We start from the raw sequence: 19,722 nt of genomic DNA, 5'->3' as shown, positions 1-19,722 counted from the left end.
GACGTTGCCTGCGGGCCTCTTCGATAGTTGCTCAACTCAGCAGCTCCGTGGATCGGTTGTGACCACCACCCAACCCCACCTCGGAGTCCTCATGCCTTTTATTGCTATGCCTTTTACTGTTTATTTGTTCTCGATTGCCGTCTTCGCGCAAGGAACTTCGGAGTTCATGCTTGCCGGTCTGCTGCCGGATCTCTCGGCTGAGCTTGACGTTTCAGTTCCCCAGGCTGGACTGCTCACTTCAGCCTTCGCCGTCGGTATGGTGTTCGGAGCACCGCTGACCGCGGCGTTCAGTCGAGGCTGGCCACCGCGCCGCAGTCTGGCGATATTCTTATTGGTCTTCATTGCCGTCCATCTGCTCGGGGCAATCACCACGAGTTTCACTGTGCTCCTGGCCAGCCGAGTTGTCGCGGCCCTGGCCAATGCCGGTTTTCTGGCTGTTGCGCTTTCTCTGGTGACTCGAATTGTGCCGACCGAACAGCGTAACCGAGCGCTTTCCATCGTGCTGGCCGGTACCACGATTGCGCTGATTGCCGGTGTGCCAGCCGGAGCGTTTTTAGCGATGAGTTTCGGCTGGCGCAGTGCGCTTTGGGCGGTGGCCCTGATCTCGGTTCCTGGGCTGCTCGCGGTGCTCAGTCGGTCGATCGGCAATTCGCTGCCAGCCGGGGAAAGACGCCGCCTGATCAGTGAGTTCGTCGCGCTGCGGAATTTTCGCCTGCTGCTACTGATGTTCCTCGCGCTCTCCGTGAACGCGGCCACTTTTTGTGGTTTCAGCTATCTGGCACCGTTGGTCACCGAGGCCGCCAAATTGCCAGCCACTATGGTGCCGCTGGTGCTGGCACTTTTCGGCATCGGCGCTCTGCTTGGCGTGCTTCTAGCGGGTCGCCTGGCGCTCCGGAGACCCGCTGCCAGCGGTCGGTTGGCGGGCGCGTTATTGGCCATCGGCTGGTCGATTCTCGGCTCTCTGGCAGCTCATCCGACAGCGTTTTTAGCTATGTTTTTACCATTGACACTCTTACTGGGGGCATTGTCCTTCGGCTTGGGCAGCGCACTAATAGCGCGCTTCATGGCTGAGGCGTCCGGCGCCCCGACCATGGCGGGGGCCTTTGCCACCATGTCGTTCAATATCGGGGCCGCACTGGGGCCAGTGTTAGGCGGGCTGGCTTTTTCTTCCTGGCTCGGGGCGGCTGGGCCAGCGCTGCTGAGCGCAGGTTTTGTCTGCTTAGCGCTGCTCACCTCCTTGGTGTCGACACGGCGTCGCCAAACTGGTTAGCCTAGAGAAAGGAGGAACCATGGGTCGAAAAGAGCGTGCTGAACTTCTGAAAAATATTGCCAGGCGACGTGTCGCGCGAGAAGCTGCGCGGCATCCAGCAGAGGCTGACTCGGCTGACTTGAACGCCCAGGCTGACCAAAGCGTTGAGTCGACGGTGAAGCCCGAGATTGCACCTCAGCAGTCCATCCGCAACGAATCGGTGCGTGCCAATATCGCGGTTGAGCAAGCCATTGCGCGTGGTGATTTCGATAATCTGGCGCTGGCCGGGAAGCCGCTGCCCAATTCCGGCCCTAACTTCGACCCCGATTGGTGGCTCAAGGGGTTGATTCAACGCGAGCAGCTCAGTGGGCTGGGGCCGCCAGCATTGATGTTGCGCAAAGAAGATGCCGAACTCGACGCTTTGTTGGATCGGCAGGTTTCCGAGAAGCAGATTCGCGAACTAATCGAGGACTTCAATCGGCGGGTTGTTGAGGCACGCCGTCAGCTCTTGGGTGGGCCACCGGTGGTGACCAAGACTCGCGACGTTGAGACCGAGATTGCTCGGTGGCGGCAGCGCCGGGCGACGCGGGGTTAGTGTGGCCTATGCTCGGGCTATGAACTACAAAATTGGCCGGTCCTCCGCGCTAATCGGCTGGGGCCTTTTACTCCTCGTTGTTGGCGGTGTTATTTGTTGGTTCGGTGCCGATGGAGTGGCAGTAGCGAGCCGGGCGGAAGGACAGAGCACTGCAATATGGCAGCTAATCCAGCTGCTTGGTGTCATCTTGCTGGTGATCGGTTTTCTCGCGCTCCTGATTGGCGTCATCAGGTTAGCAAGTAAGGTCGACGCACTCTACGATAAGGCTCACGATGCATGGCTGAAACCGACCGCCGAGAGCAGCGCTGACCAGCCTCCGGCCGCTGAGCCGGGCGGCAGTTCGGGTGCCGGGGACAAAGCAACCGAGTCGGAGTCTTAACGCAAAGCGGTGAAGTATCTAAGACCGTCACCAGAGGAATGCGCCCTGAGGAGTTTGAATGCTCCGGGGGCTGCTAAGCAAAAAGTTCCCCCTCACCGTTCGGTGAGGGGGAACCAGTCGTGCGGGCGAAGGGATTCGAACCCCCAACCTTCTGATCCGTAGTCAGATGCTCTATCCGTTGAGCTACGCCCGCATTTTAAAACCGGCTAAAAGGCCGAAGACAACTGTAGCGCGGAACCGGCCTCGCCTTCAAATCGGTGACGCTTTGCAGGCAAAAGATCGATAAATTATAGACCGGTCTACGTGATCTATATCACAAAAACTGAGAGATATTTTGAGTAAAATCCCCGAAATTTCGGTGTTTTCCTCAAAGTTTGCTCAAAGTTCGCCCTATTCACCTATTGCGGCAAACCCTACTCTGAGATGCATACACCGACCCAATGAAGGGAAGATCATGGGCCAAACCGCGCAGCAGGTTCTTAGCGATGCACCAACCACCAATCAGCGATTGCGAGATTGGGTGGCCGAGGTTGCCGAACTCACTCAACCCGATCGGGTCTATTGGGTGGACGGTTCGGAACGCGAGTATGCAGAGCTGACCGATGAACTGGTCGCGGCTGGCACCCTGAAACGACTCAATCCTGAGCTTTTCCCGAACTCCTTCGCGGGCTTCTCCGACCCCAAGGACGTCGCTCGGGTTGAAGAGCAGACCTTCATCTGCTCGGCCAAGGAAAGTGACGCCGGCTTCACCAATAACTGGATGGACCCGGCCGAAATGAAAACCAAGCTGGACGGGCTCTTCGCCGGTGCCATGCGTGGCCGGACCATGTATGTGATCCCCTTTGTGATGGGTCACCTGGACGCCAAGGATCCGAAGTTCGGCGTCGAGATCACCGATAGCGCCTATGTGGTCGCCTCAATGCGAATCATGGCGCAGATCGGTACTGAGGTGCTGCGCAAGATTGAAGAGTTGGATGCTTTCTTTGTGCCGGCGCTACACTCCGTCGGTGCCCCGCTTGAACCGGGCCAGCAAGACGTGCCATGGCCCTGCAGCGATGAAAAGTGGATTGTGCACTTCCCGGAAGAGCGTTCAATCTACTCCTACGGTTCCGGCTATGGCGGCAATGCTTTGCTCGGCAAGAAGTGCTACGCGCTGCGAATCGCCTCGGTGATGGCCCGTGATGAGGGCTGGCTTGCTGAGCACATGTTGATCCTCAAGCTCACCTCGCCCGAGCAGAAGACCTATTACTTGGCGGCAGCCTTCCCCTCGGCCTGCGGCAAGACCAACCTGGCCTTGCTCGATCCCACCATCAAGGGCTGGAAGGTGGAGACGCTGGGCGATGACATCACTTGGATGCGTTTCGATCAGGAAGGCCAGTTGCGTGCCGTCAACCCAGAAGCTGGGTTATTCGGCGTCGCGCCCGGCACCGGTTGGGACACTAACCCGAACGCGATGCGGGCGATCAGCAAGGGCAACTCGATCTTCACTAACTGCGCGCTGACCGACGACGGCGGTGTCTGGTGGGAGGGAATGACTCACGATACTCCTGAGCACCTGACCGACTGGCAGGGCAATTCCTGGACGCCAGATATGGACCACCCGGCGGCACATCCGAATGCCCGATTCTGCACACCGATTGACCAGATCGATATGCTGGCCCCTGAGTACCACGAACCCGATGGCGTGCCGCTTTCGGCGATCTTCTTCGGCGGCCGTCGTAAGACCACGATCCCCTTGGTCACCCAGTCCCGCGACTGGAGCCACGGTATTTTCATGGGCTCCACGCTCTCCTCGGAGACCACAGCTGCGGCCGCCGGAGCGCTCGGCCGCTTACGCCGTGACCCGATGGCGATGTTGCCCTTCATGGGCTACGACGCCGGAGATTATCTCAAGCACTGGGTCAAGCTCTCCTCGGGCGTCGACGCCGCGAAGCTCCCCAAGATCTTCCTAGTGAACTGGTTCCGGAGGACTCCCGACGGCGGTTTCGCCTGGCCCGGCTTTGGTGATAACTCCCGGGTGGTCAAATGGGCGATTGAGCGGATCGAAGGCAAGGCCGATGCGGTAGAGACTCCGATCGGTTTCGTGCCGACCGCGGAATCGCTCGATCTGGAGGGGCTGGAGATTTCGGACCTCGAGCTCGAGTCCGCGCTCAAGGTCGATGCCCTGGAGTGGGCTGAGGAGGCCGACAGTATTGACGAGTGGTACCGCCGCTTCGGTGGCTCGCTGCCCGAGGAGTTGCTCGGCGAACTAGAAGGCTTGAAGAGCCGCCTCGGCTAGCTCTGGTTCTACCGGTTCGCGATAGCCCAATGACTTCCGGATAATCTACTGACCTGTCATTGGGCTATCGCGAACAGCGGCGCCTAGGCCCAGACTCGCGGCTGCGGTGGCTGGGCGGCGGTCTCCAAGAACCGAACCGTACCGTTCGCTGCATCGCGCTGCCAGCGAGTAAAAGTGCGGAAGCTGGGCCCGGACGAAAGCTCGACGTCGACGGCAATAGCCGGCACCGGATCGGAGTCGGCACTCTGACGGACGTACACTTCGGAGGCGATGCCAGCGGCTCGGAGCTGATCCCGCTCTTGCCGTTGGCCGGCGGCGATGAGCTCAACGAGCTGGCTGCTCTCTTCGGTTTCTTCGGCGACCATGCTGAGGTTTTGCTGCCCGGAGAGATCAATGGTTTGCCCGAAGGGGAAGAACTCGCCGTTCTTCTCGATATGCGTTTTAGCAATGCTCAGCAAAGAATCGTGCAGCGCATTGAAATCCTCGCCCGCGTGGGGTGGCAGGCCGATGAACTGTCGGCCTTGCTCAAAATAGGCGCGACGGTCATTATCGTCCCAGAGCAGGGGCGCTGTCTCCATACCTTCGATTTCACCGACGATCTTCGGCGCGGAAAGCATTTTCTTGCGATTGAAAGTAGCCCGGCATTGCAGGCTATTGCCCAGCAGATGTTCGGCCCGCACCACGGCGCTGGACTGGGCGGCATCGTCCATTGGCTCAACTACTACCAAGAAACAAGAGAACTCGGCCCGGCGTGGTCTGAGGTGCTCAATAACGTAGGCCAAAATCGCGTCGAAACCCTGTGGCACAAGGGAAAGGAGTTGAGCTTGATCGAGGCCGGGATCGATGATCCTGTTCTCAAAGTCATTGAGTCGGACGATGGGTGCTGCGTTTCGGTTTTGCTTGAGCGCGTTGATCAGCTCAATTTCGGCAACCTGCAGCAGCCCGCCGGTCATTTGTCGGGCATTGTCTTCATCGATGATGGTCATGATTTTCTCTCCTAGGGCTGGTAATTGTCGCGATAGTCACCACGTCCTCCCACTGCTCATTCTTCGCAATGGGGCCCCGGACGAGTAGATCCTGCCTTCCGAATAGTCCAATGACTTCCGGATAGCCTACTGACGCATCATTAGCCTATCGCGAGGTCAATGGACTATCGCGAACGGGTGGCTGGGCAGGGTGAGAGTCGGGTGGGCAGCGGACAGGCGAACAGCTTAGGCTCGGACGATGGCAAGTACGGCGTCGCGCACCGACTCCATCGTTGCCTGGTCCTTGGCCTCGCCGTTGTAACGCAAGTACGGCTCGGTGTTGGAGGCGCGCAGGTTGAACCACCAGTCGCCGGAATCGGCGGAGAAGGTCACTCCATCAAGCTCATCCACGGTGACGCCATCGCGTTCGTATTCGGCCCGGACCCGCGCAACCGCGCCGGCTTTGTCCTCCAGCTTGGAGTTGATTTCGCCCGAGGCAACGTAGGGTTCGTATTCTGCACCTAGCTCGGAGAGCGGGCCAGGCTGTTCGCCCAGTGCTGCGAGCACATGCATGGCGGCAAGCATTCCGGTGTCAGCGTTGTAGAAGTCGCGGAAGTAATAGTGCGCAGAATGCTCACCGCCGAAAACGGCACCCTCGGCGGCCATCACAGCCTTAATGAAGGAGTGTCCGACCCGGGTGCGTACCGGTCGACCGCCGTCGGCAGTGACCAGCTCTGGCACGGCGCGGGAAGTGATCAGATTGTGAATAATCGCTGGTGTCTCTTCGCCCGCGGCTTTGGCTCGGGCGATTTCGCGGCGTGCCACCAGCCCGGTGACAGCGGAAGGTGAGACCGGATCGCCTTTTTCGTCGATCACGAAACAGCGGTCGGCGTCGCCGTCGAAGGCGAGTCCGATATCGGCACCGTGCTGGACAACGGCGGCCTGCAAGTCGCGTAAATTGGCTGGTTCCAGCGGATTAGCTTCATGGTTTGGGAAGGTGCCGTCCAGCTCGAAGTACATTGGCACAATTTCAAGCGGCAGCGCGGGAAGTAACTGATCGCCGAGCACTGCGGGCGTGGTAAGTCCAGCCATCCCATTGCCGGCATCGACCACTACCTTGAGCGGCCGCGAACCGGAGAGATCCACTAGGGAGCGCAGGTATCCGGCGTAATCCTTAAGCACGTCCTGCACGCCGATCTGACCGGGCTGATCGACCACTGGAATGCCCTCGGCGAGGTAGCGCGCCGTCAGTTCCTGGATTTCCTGCAGGCCGGATTCCGAAGACAGTGGGATAGCGCCGGCCCGGGTCATCTTAATGCCGTTGTATTCAGCGGGGTTGTGACTGGCGGTGAACATCGCACCGGCCGCGTTGAAATGCCCGGAAGCGAAGTAGAGTTCATCGGTAGAAATCAGGTCCAGCAGCTTGACCGAGGCGCCACGCTTGGTCGCACCGCTGGCAAAAGCTTTACAGAACTCCGGCGAGGAAGGCCGCATATCGCCGCCCACTAAGACAGTCTGGCCGGTCAGCTGCAGAGTGTCGACGAAGGCTGCCCCAATCGCTTCAACCATCGGCACCGTGATGCTTTCGCCGACTATGCCGCGCACATCGTAGGCCTTGAACGATGCCGAAAGGTCCAGGGATTCGGAATTCAGATTATTAGTCACGGAATGAGTCTATTCGGCTGAGCCGGAAACAGCATTCTGTCGGGCTCAGCGACCATACTGGAAGCATGCCTGTTGCAGAACTTTTGAAAACCCAAGCGCAGCAACTTCTCGGGAGCCTGGTGGGTAACCCGGAGGCAGAGTTCCACCCCGGGCAGTTCGAAGCTATCGAGGCACTGGTCGATGGCGGCAAGCGGGCGCTCGTGGTGCAACGCACCGGTTGGGGAAAGTCAGCGGTTTACTTCGTCGCCTCACTCCTGCTGCGGGCGCGCGGTGCCGGGCCAACGCTCATTGTTTCGCCACTGTTGGCGCTAATGCGTGATCAGATCGCCGCTGCCGAGCGCGCCGGGGTCCGTGCGGTGGCGATTAATTCGGCCAATGCCACCGCTTGGGACGAAGTGCGAGAGGCGCTCGCCGCCGATCAAGTGGACGTGCTGCTGATCTCACCCGAGCGACTGAACAATCCGAGTTTCCGGGACCGCGAGCTACCCGAACTGATCCGGAGGACCGGACTGTTGGTGATCGATGAAGCGCACTGCATATCGGACTGGGGGCATGATTTCCGGCCAGACTACCGGCGGATCTCCGAGCTGATTTCACGGCTACCCGAGACAGTTCCGGTGTTGGCCACCACGGCCACCGCGAATTCGCGGGTGGTTGAAGATATCGCGGAACAACTCAACGGCAGACCGCTCGGCGGGGTTGACGCCGTTCAGCAACGAGACGATGCGGTCTTCACCATTCGCGGCTCCTTGGCCCGTAAATCTTTGCGACTCGGAGTGCTGCGGCTACCGGACTCAGCGAGTCGTTTGGGTTGGCTGCTCAGCCATCTGGAACAGCTGCCCGGCAGCGGCATTATCTACACGCTTACCGTCTCGGCCGCCGAAGATACCGCCCGGTTACTCGCTGAGGCGGGGCATCGCGTGCTGGCCTATACCGGGCGTACCGATAACGCCGATCGGGAAAATGTCGAGCAATTACTCAAGGACAATCAGGTGAAGGCGTTGGTGGCGACCAGCGCGCTCGGGATGGGTTTCGACAAACCCGATCTGGGCTTTGTAGTTCACCTCGGCGCACCCTCCTCGCCGGTGGCTTATTACCAGCAGGTCGGCCGTGCCGGGCGTGGCACCGACAACGCCGATGTGTTGCTGTTGCCGGGCAGTGAGGACCCAGAAATCTGGAAGTATTTCGCTACCGCGTCAATGCCCTCGGAGGAACGGGCGGACGCGGTGCTCGGGGCTTTGGCAGAAGCTGGCGGGGCGCTTTCGACGGCGGCGCTGGAGGCCCGAGTGGATATTCGCCGGACCCCGTTGGAATTGCTGCTTAAGGTGCTTTCGGTGGACGGCGCGGTGGAACGGGTCAGCGGTGGTTGGCGAGGTACAGGGACGCCGTGGAACTACGACCAGGAGCGTTACCAGCGCATCGCGCAAGCCCGACGTCAGGAACAGGCAGCGATGCTGGAATACGAGGTTAGCTCGGGTTGCCGGATGGAGTTCCTAGCGAAGGCGCTTGACGACCCGGAGGCCGCGCCGTGCGGGCGCTGCGACAACTGCGCGGGGCGCTGGTTTAGCGGCGAGATCATCGGCAACGCGGTGCAACGAGCGGAGGATTCTTTGCACACCCTGGGGGTGCCGATCGACCCGCGAGCCCAGTGGCCATCCGGAATGGATCGGCTAGGCGTCGAGATCGACGGCAAACCGGTAAAGGGAAAGATCGCGCCCGAAGACCGGGCAGTCGAAGGTCGAGCCCTGGCCCGACTGACTGACTTGGGCTGGGGCGGTCCATTGCGCGAGATCTTCGCGGAGGGTGCGCCTGATCAGCCGCTCAGCCAGGAGATGTTGAACGCCTGTGTTCAACTACTCAAGGACTGGTCACAATCCGGTTGGTCCGGGGCGGGGCGGCCCGCCGCCGTGGTCGTGATACCCTCCCGGAGCAAACCTCACCTTGTCTCATCACTCGGCCAGGGGATCGCCCACATTGGCCAACTGCCTTATGCGGGCGAGCTATCGTTGGGCCACGGCGGCCCTACCGGGGCGCGTGGTGGCAATAGCGCCTATCGGCTCGCCGGGGTCTGGGAAAGGCTAGTGGTCTCGCCGGAATTGACGGCGCAGATTTCCGGGAAAACCGTGCTGCTGATTGATGACCTGGTGGACAGCCGATGGACCCTCACGGTGGCCGCCCGAGCCCTTCGCCAAGCCGGAGCCACCGCTGTGCTGCCGATGGTGCTAGCTCAGGCAGGCTAAGCCGAGCGTCTGCATTTCCCGTGAGTTCGTTGAAAAGTCTCGAATTCGCTAGTAATTACCGGCGAATTCGAGACTAAACCGCGAACTCACGGGTGGAGGGTTAGGAGGTTGCGATCGGGCGGAGTCGTAGGCCTTGCATGCCGCCGTCGACGGCGAGCGAGGTGCCCGAGGTGGAACCGGCCAGCGGGCTAGCCAGATAAGCAACCGCGGCGGCAACTTCCTGAGCCGAGACCAAGCGACCGTGTGGCTGACGCGCTTCCAAGGCAGCCCGCTCCGCCTGCGGATCGGTTGCCGAATCCAACAAGCGTCCCACCCACGGAGTGTCGGCGGTGCCGGGGTTCACACAGTTCACCCGAATGCCTTCGCGCAGGTGATCGGCCGCCATGCTGAGAGTCAGCGAAAGTACCGCTCCCTTGCTGGCCCCGTAGAGCGCTCGCTGTGGCAGCCCGGCAGTGGCGGCAATGGAGCAGGTATTGACGATGGCCGCTGCTGACGACTTACGCAGCCAAGGTAGCGCCGCTCGGCTAACCCGGACCATGCCCAACACATTGATATCCCAGACCCGGTGCCACTCCTCGTCGGAATTGTCCTCAATAGTGCCTTGAGCGCCGATTCCGGCATTATTAATCACAATATCGAGACCACCAAAATGCTCGGCCACGGCGCTGACCGCGGCGCGGACCGAGGCGTCGTCGGAAACATCACAGCGCACCCCGAACTGCCCGGCTGGCAGACCCTCGGCGTTGAGATCCAGTACCCCCACCGATGCTCCGCGTTCCTGCAAGAGTGCGGCGATCGCGGCGCCAATGCCGGACGCTCCACCGGTGACTACCGCTGTCAGTCCGCTAAATTCTGCTGCACTCATGCTTTGTTCTCCACGCTGTGTTGGCTGTCCGGTTGAAATTCATCCCGCTGAAAACCGATCGATTGAGATCCGTTGTGTCGAAAAAATGTCTGTCGCATTCGGCCCAGGCCACTGATTTCCAGTTCCACCACATCGCCGTCTTGCAAGTAGGGGAATCGGCCGGAGAGCGCAACCCCTTCTGGCGTACCGGTGAGTACCACGTCACCCGGTTCTAGCAGCATGTACTGGCTGAGATGGTGGAGTAGCGTTGGCACGTCGAAGATCAAATCAGCGGTGCTGGAATCTTGCCGTGGCTCGCCGTTGACCCAGCTTTGCAAGCGGAGATTGTTCGCGTCCACCTCATCGGCCGGCACCAGCCAAGGCCCTAGTGGGGTGGAAGCCGGGAGAGATTTTCCTTTAGTCCACTGACCTGCCGCGCCGGGAATTTGATACTCCCGTTCCGAAAGGTCATTGGCCACCAGATAACCCGCTATCGAATCGGCTGCCTCTTCCGGACTGGCGCTATAGCTGAGCGGTTTGGCGATCACCACACCGAGTTCAACCTCCCAGTCGTACTTCTGACTGAGCGGTGGAATGGGAGCTGGGTCATTCGGCCCGGCGACCGTATTACTCGGCTTTAAGAACACCACCGGCACTTTGGGTGGCTCGGCACCGGATTCCCGGGCGTGGGCTGCATAGTTCATGCCAATGCAGATCAGGTTGCCGGGGCGTTGGATTGGGCTAGCGATGCGCAACTGGGCCGAATCGGCGAGAAGTGGCAGCGCTCCTGCGGTCCAGGCCTGGCGGATTCGCTGGACACCATCGGCGGCGAGGAAGTCACCGTCAATCTGACCGGTGAGCGAGGAGAGATCGTAACAGGCCAGCTGCCCGCTGGCGTCCTCAAAATAAGCTACCGGTGTTTCTTCGCCGGCCGGGCCTAGACGCGCAATTTTCACAAGTGCCGCTTTCTCGATTTTCTCGCACTAACATCAGAGCTTTAATTGCCGAAATTTCAATGTTTAGACCAGTCTTCCGGAAAAATCTACCATTGACAAGCTAAACATCGGATGTTTATTCTTGAGCCATTCGCAGACACAGGAGTCATGACGTGAGCACAATCATCGCGGTGGAAACCAGCGACATCCGCTTCCCCACCTCGGAGCACCTCGACGGTTCGGACGCTATGAATCTCGATCCCGATTACTCAGCAGCCTATCTGCGAATCCGCACCGATAGCGAGGACGGCCTCGAAGGGCATGGTTTTGTCTTCACTATCGGCCGAGGCAACGACGTCGAAGCCGCCGCCATCGCCGCGCTCACTCCTTATCTGCTGGGTCAGAATGCCGAGCAGTTGCTCGACAATATGGGGGCCACTTGGAAGTCGCTTGTCTATGATTCTCAACTCCGCTGGCTAGGTCCGGAAAAGGGCGTGATGCATATGGCGATTGGCGCGGTGATCAACGCACTCTGGGACCTCAAGGCCAAGCGTGCCGGACTACCGCTGTGGCAGCTGCTCTCGTCGATGACGCCGGAGGAACTGGTTGAGTTGGTAGATTTCCGCTACTTGAGCGAGGCGCTTACTCCGGCGGAGGCCCTGCAGATTCTGCGTCAGGCGGAGCCTGGCCGGGCGCAACGCCAGCAACAGCTGGTGGCTGAGGGATACCCGGCCTACACCACCACGCCCGGTTGGTTGGGCTACTCGGACGAAAAGCTCATCCGGTTGACCAAGGAAGCGGTGGCGGAGGGCTTCAAGCAAATCAAACTTAAAGTCGGCGCTCATCTTGACGATGATGTGCGTCGGGTTCGGCTGGCCAGGGAGACCGCCGGGCCGAACATCCGGATCGCCGTCGACGCTAATCAGCGCTGGGAGGTAGCCGAAGCCATCGATTGGATGCGGCAGCTGGCTCCTTACGACATTGCCTGGATCGAGGAGCCGACCAGCCCGGATGACGTGTTGGGCCACGCGGCTATTTCGCGTGGGGTGGCACCGATCCCGGTGGCCACCGGGGAACACGTGCAAAACCGGATTGTGTTCAAGCAGATGTTGCAGGCCGATGCGCTGCAGGTCCTGCAAATTGATGCCGCCAGAGTGGCTGGGGTTAACGAAAATGTGGCGATCCTGTTGCTGGCGGCGAAGTTCGGCGTGCCGGTTTGCCCGCACGCGGGCGGAGTCGGGCTTTGCGAGGCGGTGCAGCATCTTTCGATGTTCGATTTCATCGCTGTTTCCGGCACGAAAACGGATCGGATGATCGAGTTTGTGGACCATCTGCACGAGCACTTTGTCACCCCGGTGATGGTTCGACAGGGCCAGTACTGGCCACCGACGTCGCCCGGGGCGGGCAATGAAATGCTGCCGGAATCCTTGCAGGAGTACAGCTACCCGGAAGGCCCAGTCTGGGCTGCGAAGAGCGGCTTGCAACATGTCGGCTGAACTACTCAGCATTTCCGGGATGTCCAAGAGCTTTCCCGGTGTCAAGGCCTTGTCTAAGATGCACCTAGACCTCTACGGCGGCGAAGTGCTGGCTCTAGTTGGTGAAAATGGTGCCGGTAAATCGACGCTGATGAAACTGCTTTCCGGAATCTATACCCCAGACGAAGGGGAGATTGTGGTGGCCGGGCAAGCGGTTGCCATCAGCGGTACCAAACAGGCCCAAGAACTCGGGATTAGCATCATCCATCAAGAGTTCAACCTGATGCCGGACCTCACCGTGGCGCAGAACATCTTCATTGGCCGTGAACCGCGGGCTGCGGGTGTCTTTCTGAGCGAGCGCGAACTCAATCGGGCCACCGCCGAGTTGCTGGAGCAAACCGGCATCGCGCTGAACCCGAAGCAACTCGTCGGTGAGCTTTCGGTGGCTAAACAGCAAATGGTGGAGATCGCCAAAGCGCTGTCCTTCAAATCAAAGATTCTGATCATGGACGAGCCCACGGCCGCGCTCAATGACGCCGAGGTGGCAGCGCTTCACGAACTGATCCGTCGGTTCGTCACTGAGCAAACCGGTGTGATTTACATTTCGCACCGAATGGATGAGCTGAAGGAGATTTCCCAGCGCATCACGGTGATTCGAGACGGTGAATACGTTGACACCTTGAATACCTCTGAAGCGACCATGCCGCAAGTTATTTCGTTAATGGTGGGCCGCACACTCTCCGACCAGCGGCCAGAACTGCCGGCCAGCCGCGGACCGGTGGTGCTCAAGGTCAGCGGTCTGAGCACCAAGGCGCTGCTGAAGAATGTCGATCTTGAACTGCATCGTGGCGAGATTCTGGGCCTGGCCGGACTGATGGGAGCCGGTCGCACAGAACTGGCTAGGGCTATCGTTGGTGCCGATCCGATCAGCGCCGGACAGCTTGAAATTGATGGGACTGCCGTTTCGATCAGCAACCCGGCGGTGGCGGCCAAGCTCGGTATTGGCTACCTCTCCGAGGATCGCAAACACCTGGGCCTGATGCTGGAGCGCGACGTTAAAGAAAACATCGCGCTGACTTCACTGCAGAAATTCAGCACTCTCGGCTTTCTCAACGACGCCGCCATTGAGGCTAAGGGGCGTGAATACATCGAGAAACTCCGAATCAAGACGCCCTCCGGAGATCAGATCACCAAGAACCTCTCCGGCGGTAATCAGCAAAAAGTCGTGATTGCCAAGTGGCTGCTGCGCGATTGCGAAGTGCTGATCTTTGACGAGCCGACCCGCGGCATTGACGTTGGTGCGAAGGAAGAAATCTACGCTTTGCTAAACCAACTCGCTGAAACCGGTAAGTCGATCATCATGATCTCCTCGGAACTGCCAGAAGTGCTCCGTATGAGCCATCGAATTCTGGTGATGGCACAAGGCCGAATCTCCGGAGAACTATCAGCCGCCGAAGCCGATCAAGAACGAATCATGCAGTTAGCGACAGCGGGCGCGCAGCCCAAAATGACTAACCAACCACAGAAGGACGTGCAGTAATGTCTTCTCCCGCCCTGACTTCAAAGGTGAAGTCGAACTGGTGGAAGGCCAGTTTGCAGCAGCTTCTCGCCTTTGCCAGCCTCATCATTTTGGTGATTTTCTTCTCGGTGGCCAGCCCGAAGTTCTACCAGCCCACCAATCTGTCAAACATTTTGTTCTCAATTGTGGTCACCGGCTTATTGGCAATCGGCGTCACCCTGGTCATCATCACCGGCGGCATCGACCTCTCGGTTGGCACCGGGATGACGCTGTGCTCGGTGATGACCGCCGTCTTCCTAGTAAATCTCGGGCTACCCATGGTGCTCGGGGTGATTTGCGGAATACTCTTTGGCGCTTTAATAGGGCTGATCAACGGCATCTTTGTTTCGCTGCTCAAGATTCCACCCTTCATCGCCACCCTGGCGATGATGTTGGTGGCCGCGGGTCTTTCGCTGGTAATCTCCGGCACCAAGCCGATCTACACCACCGGGGTGCCCGGCTTTCAGCAGATTTTTGCTCAAGGCAAACCGATCCCCGGCCTGGTCATCCCGAACGCCGTGCTGATCCTGCTGATCGCCGCAGTGGTGGCCGGCGTGATCCTGGCCAAGACCGTGCTCGGTCGCTATACCTACTCGATCGGCAGCAACGAAGAGGCCACCGCGCTTTCCGGGGTGAACGTGATCAAGTGGAAAGTCATTATTTATACCGTGGCAGGTTGCTTCACCGGCTTGGCCGGTGTGGTCGCCACCGCACGACTCAACTCCGCCCAACCAGCCGGTGGAATGGGCTTGGAGTTACAAGCGATCGCCGCAGTGGTGATCGGTGGGACCTCGTTGCAAGGCGGCAAAGGTTCAATTATTGGCACCATGATCGGGGCGCTCATTATGGGCGTGCTGCCCAACGGTTTGAGCACCATCGGGGTGCCACAAGAATGGCAAAACGTCGCCGTCGGCATCGTCATCCTGCTGGCGGTCTTCCTTGACATGTTGCGCCGCAGGAAATCAGTCAGTTAGTCACACCATTCGTAGCTAGTTTCATCATGAAGGAGATCCACCGTGGAAAGAAGAAAGTTTATTGCGCTCGGCGTCGCTGCCGTTGCCGCGGTTTCGCTTGCCGCCTGTGATACCCCGTCCGCCGGCTCCAGCGGCGCTGCCTCGCCCGGCGGAAAGAGCTTTATCGCCATTGTCTCCAAGGGCTTCCAGCACCAGTTTTGGCAGTCGGTGAAGCAAGGCGCGGAGAAGGCTGCCAAGGAGTTCAATGTCGACATCTCCTTTGAAGGCCCGGACAAAGAGACCAATGTGCAGCAGCAGGTGGATCAACTCAATCAGGCGATGGCGAAGAGTCCACAAGCGCTCGCGATTGCCGCGCTGGACAGCAAAGCCGTTGAGGGGGTGCTGCAAGACGCCAAGAGCAAGAACATTCCGGTGATCGCCTTCGACTCCGGTGTTGACTCAGATATTCCGCTGGCCACGGCGTCAACCGACAATAAGGCGGCGGCCGCTGAAGCCGCCAAACATCTGGCGCAGTTGATCGGTAATGAAGGAAAAGTGGCGATCATCGGGCATTCACAAACTGCAACCTCGGGCACTGATCGTCGCGACGGTTTCGTCGATTGGCTCAAGACCAATGCACCGAAGGTGACCATTGTGGATATCCAGTACGGCGACGGCGACCAGTTGAAGTCCACTGACTTGGCCAAGACCATTCTGACCGCCAACCCGGATCTGAAGGGGATGTACGGCACCAATGAGGGTTCCGCGATCGGAGTGGTGAATGCAGTTCAGGAGCTTGGCATTTCGGGCAAGCTCAAGGTGGTTGGTTTCGACTCCGGCAAGGCGCAGATCGACGCCATCAAATCCGGTCTAATGGCCGGTGCGATCACCCAGAACCCGGTCGGCATTGGCTACGAAACGGTCAAGGCCGCCGTCGCCGCGATCAAAGGCGAGAAGCTCGAGAAGGTTATCGATACCGGCTTCTACTGGTACGACAAGAGCAATATCGACGATCCGAAGATCGCCGCAAACCTCTACCAGTAAGTAACGGCGGCCCCAGGCCTGAGGCTGCCGCGGAAACAGTAACAGCATTTCACTGAGGGAGCACTTTTGATTAAGCAAGCGCCCTGGTTTACCGAAGCCAGGCTCGGAATGTTCGTGCACTGGGGCCTATATGCCCTGCCTGCCCGGCACGAATGGGTAATGAACCGCGAGGAAATCAGCCCCGAGGACTACGAAAAGTACTTCCGCTACTTCGAGCCCGATCTCTACGAACCACGCGAGTGGGCCCGCGCCGCCCGGCAAGCTGGGATGAAGTACGTGGTGCTGACCACCAAACATCACGAGGGGTTCTGCCTTTGGGATTCCGCGCTGACCGATTACAAGGCGCCGAATACGCCAGCTGGCCGGGACCTGATCGGCCCGTATGTCGAGGCATTGCGGGCGGAGGGGCTCAAAGTGGGCTTCTATCACTCGCTGATCGACTGGCATCACCCGGATTTCACCGTCGATGGTGTGCACCCGCAACGAAATGCCAAGGATCTGGACGCACTGAACCAGGGCCGGAAGATGTCCCGCTACCGGCAGTATTTGCATGGCCAAGTGCGTGAGTTGCTGACTAACTATGGTGAGATTGACTACCTATTTTTCGATTTCTCCTACCCTGAGGGCAGCAACCCGCAGTTCTGGAATGGTAAGGGCCGCGAAGCTTGGGGCTCCGAGGAACTGCTGGCCATGGTCCGGGAGCTGCAGCCCAATATTGTCGTCAATGACCGGCTCGACATTCCTGGCGACATCGTCACTCCCGAGCAATACCAACCCTCTGGACCGATGCTGGTCGACGGAGTGCCCTACCCCTGGGAGGCCTGCCAAACCCTGAACGGCAGCTGGGGCTACGACCGAGACAATCTGGACTACAAATCGGTTGACCTGCTGGTGCGAATGCTGGTGGACGGAGTCTCCAAGGGCGGCAATTTGCTGCTCAATGTCGGACCCACCGCGAGGGGCAATATTGACCCTCGGGCGCTAGCTTCCCTGCACGGCATTGGTGACTGGATGGCACTGCATTCACGTTCGATTTACGGCGCTGGCGTGGCACCCTGGACGCCGCCGCAGGACACCCGGTACACGCTGCGCGGAGATCGACTCTATGTTCACCTCTTTGCTTGGCCCTTTGAATTCGTGCATCTGCCAGCTTTGGCGGGCAAGGTCGACTACGCGCAATTGCTCAATGACGCCTCGGAACTTACTTTGCTCGAGCTCTCCGCCGATCGGCAGGCGCAGAACACCGAACAGGGCGGCCAGCCCGCGGGTACGCTGAGCTTGAAACTTCCGGTGCAACGCCCCGAGGTCGCGGTTCCGGTGTTGGAGCTTTTTCTGAAAGAAGGTGCTCTCAATGACTGAAACCATTGCCCTGCACACCCGACTCAAAACGGGGGCCACGGAAGAATATCGGGCGGCCCACCAGCAGATTCCCGCCGAGCTGGTGGCCGCGCTGCGCGAGGCAGGGGTTTCTAATTGGCGGATTTGGCGTAGCGGGGAGGAGCTGTTCCACCTGATCGACGTCGAGGATTATCAGGCAATGCGGCACGCGCTCGCCGAGCATCCGGCGAATGTACCCTGGCAGCAGCGAATGTCTGAGCTTCTTGCGGTGGAAGATGACTACTCGGGTGATGATCGAGGCATTGAACAGGTCTGGGAGCTGCCTTGACTGCATTTACCGAATTGCCCCTAGGCGAACACCGGCTCGGTTACGGTGCGGCCGGCATCGGCAATCTTTACCGCGCCGTTGACGACGCCGAAGCTGCCGCGATTGTCGAAACCGCTTGGAGTGGTGGGGTGCGCTATTTCGACACCGCTCCGCACTACGGTTTAGGACTCTCAGAACGTCGCTTGGGCGCGGTGCTGAGAACTAAGCCGCGGCGGGAATTCACGATTTCGACAAAAGTGGGTCGCTTGCTCGAACCGGTCGATAATCCGGCTTTCGGAAACGTCGGGCATCGTCGGGACGACGAGGGCTTCGACGTACCAGCCGATTACCGCCGGGTCTGGGACTATTCGGAGGCGGGACTCCGGCGCAGCCTGGAATCGTCGCTGGAACGGCTCGCTCTCGATTACGTCGATGTGCTCTACCTGCACGATCCCGATGTCTTTGGACTGGATCGTGGCATCGCTGAAGGCCTCCCAGCGCTACAGAAATTACGCGCGGAGGGCTTAGTGAAGGCGATTGGCGTCGGCGCCAACTCGGCGGAGGCGTTACTGGCTTGTGTGCAGGCCGCAGAGCTCGATGTGGTGATGCTGGCCGGGCGTTACACCTTATTGGAACAACCGGCTTTGCGGGGCCTGTTGCCGGCCTGCGTGCAACGCGGCGTTTCGGTAGTGAACGTCGGAGTGTTTAACTCCGGGTTACTAGCCCGCCAAGTCGTGCCACAAAATGCTCATTACAACTACGAACCCGCCCCGGCGGAACTGCTCGCTAAAGCCCGCGCGCTCGCCGCCTGCTGCGCCGATTACGGCGTCGAGCTGCCCGCTGCGGCGTTGCAGTTCGGTTTGCGACACCCTGCGGTAGAAGCGGTTGCGGTGGGCGCTGGCACGGCTTTGCAAATGCAGCAGAACATCGACCAAATGAATGTGGCGATTCCCGAGGAGCTTTGGGCCGCGCTGATTGAACGGGACTTGGTGCCAGCGTGAACCGGCCGGTGAACGAAGAACGACTAGATGCGCATCTGCACCTGTGGCGACTGGCTCCGGGAGCCTACCCATGGCTGCGTCCTGGCCCGCTCTACCGAGACTTCGACGCCGTGGATGCCCGAGCAGTACTTGGCGAAGCCGGGGTGAACAAGGCGATTCTGGTGCAAGCCGATGACACCACTGCAGATACCGATCAGATGTTGGCGGCAGCCGAGGAGGTTGACTGGATTATTGGCGTGGTGGGCTGGCTGCCGTTGGACGAACCGGTTGTGGCTGAGCAACAGCTCGCCCAGTGGCGCGAGCATAAGGCCTTTTGCGGCGTGCGGCACTTGATCCACGACGATCCCCGCGATGGTTTTCTAGGGCTAGCTGCGGTTCAGAGTTCGTTACGACTGCTCGCGCAGGCCGAGCTCAGCTTCGATTTAGCCGACGCCTGGCCGCGGCACCTGAGCGCCGCCGTCGAACTTGCCGATGCAATCCCCGAGCTAACCTTGGTGCTCGACCATCTGGGCAAACCGCCAGCCGCGGCATTGCGCGAGAGCGCCGGGAGCAGTGAGGAGTTTTATCAGTGGCGTCGAGAAATCGAGAACTTTGCTCGCCGTCCACAGACTTTCGCCAAACTTTCCGGACTACGCTTAGCCGGCAACGAATTCAGCGTGGCCAATGTTCGTACTGTCTGGGAGGTGGCACTCGAAGCTTTCGGGCCGCAGCGGCTGATGTTTGGCGGTGACTGGCCGTTTAGCACCTTGGGAAATTATGCGCAGACCACCGAGGTGCTCGCTGAGTTGATTGCCGAACTTTCAGTGGACGAACAACAAGCCATCTGGGCCGGCACCGCTCGCCGAGCATACCGTCGAGCTTGACCTGGACTACGAGCAAATCACGAGCGAGCCACT

The 19,722-nt window shown here is 59.7% G+C and carries 17 protein-coding genes and 1 tRNA gene; 13 read left to right on the top strand and 5 right to left on the bottom strand.

All coding sequences use genetic code 11. The annotated features are described in order from the left end of the window. Nucleotides 1–106 precede the first annotated feature (106 nt). From UM93_RS12515 to UM93_RS12505, 3 genes are read left to right on the top strand one after another with little or no spacing between them, the layout of a single operon-like run. Nucleotides 107–1,270: a Cmx/CmrA family chloramphenicol efflux MFS transporter gene (locus tag UM93_RS12515; protein WP_045077380.1), complete on the top strand. Its 1,164-nt coding sequence runs from the start codon at nt 107–109 to the stop codon at nt 1,268–1,270. A gap of 19 nt (nt 1,271–1,289) precedes the next feature. Further along, nucleotides 1,290–1,844: a DnaJ family domain-containing protein gene (locus UM93_RS12510; RefSeq protein ID WP_052663780.1), complete on the top strand. Its 555-nt coding sequence runs from the start codon at nt 1,290–1,292 to the stop codon at nt 1,842–1,844. A gap of 19 nt (nt 1,845–1,863) precedes the next feature. Continuing rightward, complete coding sequence (locus UM93_RS12505) at nt 1,864–2,223, top strand: hypothetical protein (RefSeq protein WP_157874144.1); 360 nt, start codon at nt 1,864–1,866, stop codon at nt 2,221–2,223. A 120-nt stretch (nt 2,224–2,343) separates the two neighbouring features. Here the strand turns inward: UM93_RS12505 and UM93_RS12500 are convergent. Further along, nucleotides 2,344–2,416: transfer RNA gene (locus UM93_RS12500), tRNA-Arg, on the bottom strand. 261 nt (nt 2,417–2,677) lie between these two features. On the opposite strand from UM93_RS12500, the gene UM93_RS12495 reads away from it, so the two are divergent. Continuing rightward, nucleotides 2,678–4,501 (top strand): phosphoenolpyruvate carboxykinase (GTP), encoded by a 1,824-nt coding sequence (locus UM93_RS12495; protein WP_045075904.1) that lies wholly within the window; start codon nt 2,678–2,680, stop codon nt 4,499–4,501. A gap of 83 nt (nt 4,502–4,584) precedes the next feature. On the opposite strand, the gene UM93_RS12490 is transcribed toward UM93_RS12495, so the two are convergent. Beyond that, nucleotides 4,585–5,487: a hypothetical protein gene (locus tag UM93_RS12490; protein ID WP_045075903.1), complete on the bottom strand. Its 903-nt coding sequence runs from the start codon at nt 5,485–5,487 to the stop codon at nt 4,585–4,587. A 225-nt stretch (nt 5,488–5,712) separates the two neighbouring features. Further along, complete coding sequence (locus UM93_RS12485; protein WP_045075902.1) at nt 5,713–7,131, bottom strand: phosphomannomutase/phosphoglucomutase; 1,419 nt, start codon at nt 7,129–7,131, stop codon at nt 5,713–5,715. A 65-nt stretch (nt 7,132–7,196) separates the two neighbouring features. Between UM93_RS12485 and UM93_RS12480 the strand changes: the two genes are divergently transcribed. Then, complete coding sequence (locus tag UM93_RS12480) at nt 7,197–9,371, top strand: RecQ family ATP-dependent DNA helicase (RefSeq protein ID WP_045075901.1); 2,175 nt, start codon at nt 7,197–7,199, stop codon at nt 9,369–9,371. Between the two features lie 100 nt (nt 9,372–9,471). On the opposite strand, the gene UM93_RS12475 is transcribed toward UM93_RS12480, so the two are convergent. Further along, the gene (locus UM93_RS12475; protein ID WP_045075900.1) at nt 9,472–10,236 is read right to left on the bottom strand and encodes an SDR family NAD(P)-dependent oxidoreductase; all 765 of its coding nucleotides are present in this window, start codon (nt 10,234–10,236) and stop codon (nt 9,472–9,474) included. After that, a complete protein-coding gene (locus tag UM93_RS12470; protein ID WP_082057134.1) occupies nt 10,233–11,171 on the bottom strand; it encodes a fumarylacetoacetate hydrolase family protein in 939 nt (312 codons plus the stop codon). The genes UM93_RS12475 and UM93_RS12470 overlap by 4 nt, the downstream gene beginning before the upstream one ends. Before the next feature lie 152 nt (nt 11,172–11,323). On the opposite strand from UM93_RS12470, the gene UM93_RS12465 reads away from it, so the two are divergent. The 8 genes from UM93_RS12465 (at nt 11,324) to UM93_RS12430 (ending at nt 19,689) form a co-directional block, all read left to right on the top strand. Beyond that, complete coding sequence (locus UM93_RS12465; RefSeq protein WP_045075899.1) at nt 11,324–12,646, top strand: L-fuconate dehydratase; 1,323 nt, start codon at nt 11,324–11,326, stop codon at nt 12,644–12,646. Next, nucleotides 12,636–14,165, top strand: a complete 1,530-nt coding sequence (locus tag UM93_RS12460) for a sugar ABC transporter ATP-binding protein (RefSeq protein WP_045075898.1) — start codon at nt 12,636–12,638, stop codon at nt 14,163–14,165. Before UM93_RS12465 ends, UM93_RS12460 begins: the two co-directional genes overlap by 11 nt. Further along, nucleotides 14,165–15,157 carry an ABC transporter permease gene (locus UM93_RS12455; protein WP_045075897.1) on the top strand — a complete coding sequence of 331 codons (993 nt, stop codon included), beginning with the start codon at nt 14,165–14,167 and terminating at the stop codon, nt 15,155–15,157. The genes UM93_RS12460 and UM93_RS12455 overlap by 1 nt, the downstream gene beginning before the upstream one ends. A gap of 42 nt (nt 15,158–15,199) precedes the next feature. Then, nucleotides 15,200–16,180 carry an ABC transporter substrate-binding protein gene (locus UM93_RS12450; RefSeq protein WP_045075896.1) on the top strand — a complete coding sequence of 327 codons (981 nt, stop codon included), beginning with the start codon at nt 15,200–15,202 and terminating at the stop codon, nt 16,178–16,180. Between the two features lie 66 nt (nt 16,181–16,246). Beyond that, nucleotides 16,247–17,539, top strand: coding sequence for an alpha-L-fucosidase (locus tag UM93_RS12445; RefSeq protein ID WP_045075895.1), 1,293 nt, complete (start codon nt 16,247–16,249; stop codon nt 17,537–17,539). Beyond that, nucleotides 17,532–17,846, top strand: coding sequence for an L-rhamnose mutarotase (locus UM93_RS12440; protein ID WP_045075894.1), 315 nt, complete (start codon nt 17,532–17,534; stop codon nt 17,844–17,846). The genes UM93_RS12445 and UM93_RS12440 overlap by 8 nt, the downstream gene beginning before the upstream one ends. After that, nucleotides 17,843–18,826, top strand: coding sequence for an aldo/keto reductase (locus UM93_RS12435; protein ID WP_234399305.1), 984 nt, complete (start codon nt 17,843–17,845; stop codon nt 18,824–18,826). Before UM93_RS12440 ends, UM93_RS12435 begins: the two co-directional genes overlap by 4 nt. An 8-nt stretch (nt 18,827–18,834) precedes the next feature. Next, the gene (locus tag UM93_RS12430) at nt 18,835–19,689 is read left to right on the top strand and encodes an amidohydrolase family protein (RefSeq protein ID WP_045077375.1); all 855 of its coding nucleotides are present in this window, start codon (nt 18,835–18,837) and stop codon (nt 19,687–19,689) included. The last annotated feature ends 33 nt before the right edge of the window (nt 19,690–19,722 follow it).

Origin of the sequence: Psychromicrobium lacuslunae, from assembly GCF_000950575.1 — a bacterium.
In the GTDB taxonomy this organism is placed as follows: Bacteria; Actinomycetota; Actinomycetes; order Actinomycetales; family Micrococcaceae; genus Renibacterium; species Renibacterium lacuslunae.
The sequence above is the reverse complement of the archived record's forward strand: the minus strand, read 5'-3'. Positions and strand labels throughout refer to the sequence as shown.

Excerpts from the sequence above, each read along its gene's own strand:
- UM93_RS12510 (WP_052663780.1), top strand. The coding sequence starts at position 1,290 with ATGGGTCGAAAAGAGCGTGCTGAACTTCTGAAAAATATTGCCAGGCGA.
- UM93_RS12460 (WP_045075898.1), top strand. The coding sequence starts at position 12,636 with ATGTCGGCTGAACTACTCAGCATTTCCGGGATGTCCAAGAGCTTTCCC.
- UM93_RS12455 (WP_045075897.1), top strand. The coding sequence starts at position 14,165 with ATGTCTTCTCCCGCCCTGACTTCAAAGGTGAAGTCGAACTGGTGGAAG.
- UM93_RS12490 (WP_045075903.1), bottom strand. The coding sequence starts at position 5,487 with ATGACCATCATCGATGAAGACAATGCCCGACAAATGACCGGCGGGCTG.
- UM93_RS12515 (WP_045077380.1), top strand. The coding sequence starts at position 107 with ATGCCTTTTACTGTTTATTTGTTCTCGATTGCCGTCTTCGCGCAAGGA.
- UM93_RS12440 (WP_045075894.1), top strand. The coding sequence starts at position 17,532 with ATGACTGAAACCATTGCCCTGCACACCCGACTCAAAACGGGGGCCACG.
- UM93_RS12495 (WP_045075904.1), top strand. The coding sequence starts at position 2,678 with ATGGGCCAAACCGCGCAGCAGGTTCTTAGCGATGCACCAACCACCAAT.
- UM93_RS12475 (WP_045075900.1), bottom strand. The coding sequence starts at position 10,236 with ATGAGTGCAGCAGAATTTAGCGGACTGACAGCGGTAGTCACCGGTGGA.
- UM93_RS12480 (WP_045075901.1), top strand. The coding sequence starts at position 7,197 with ATGCCTGTTGCAGAACTTTTGAAAACCCAAGCGCAGCAACTTCTCGGG.
- UM93_RS12505 (WP_157874144.1), top strand. The coding sequence starts at position 1,864 with ATGAACTACAAAATTGGCCGGTCCTCCGCGCTAATCGGCTGGGGCCTT.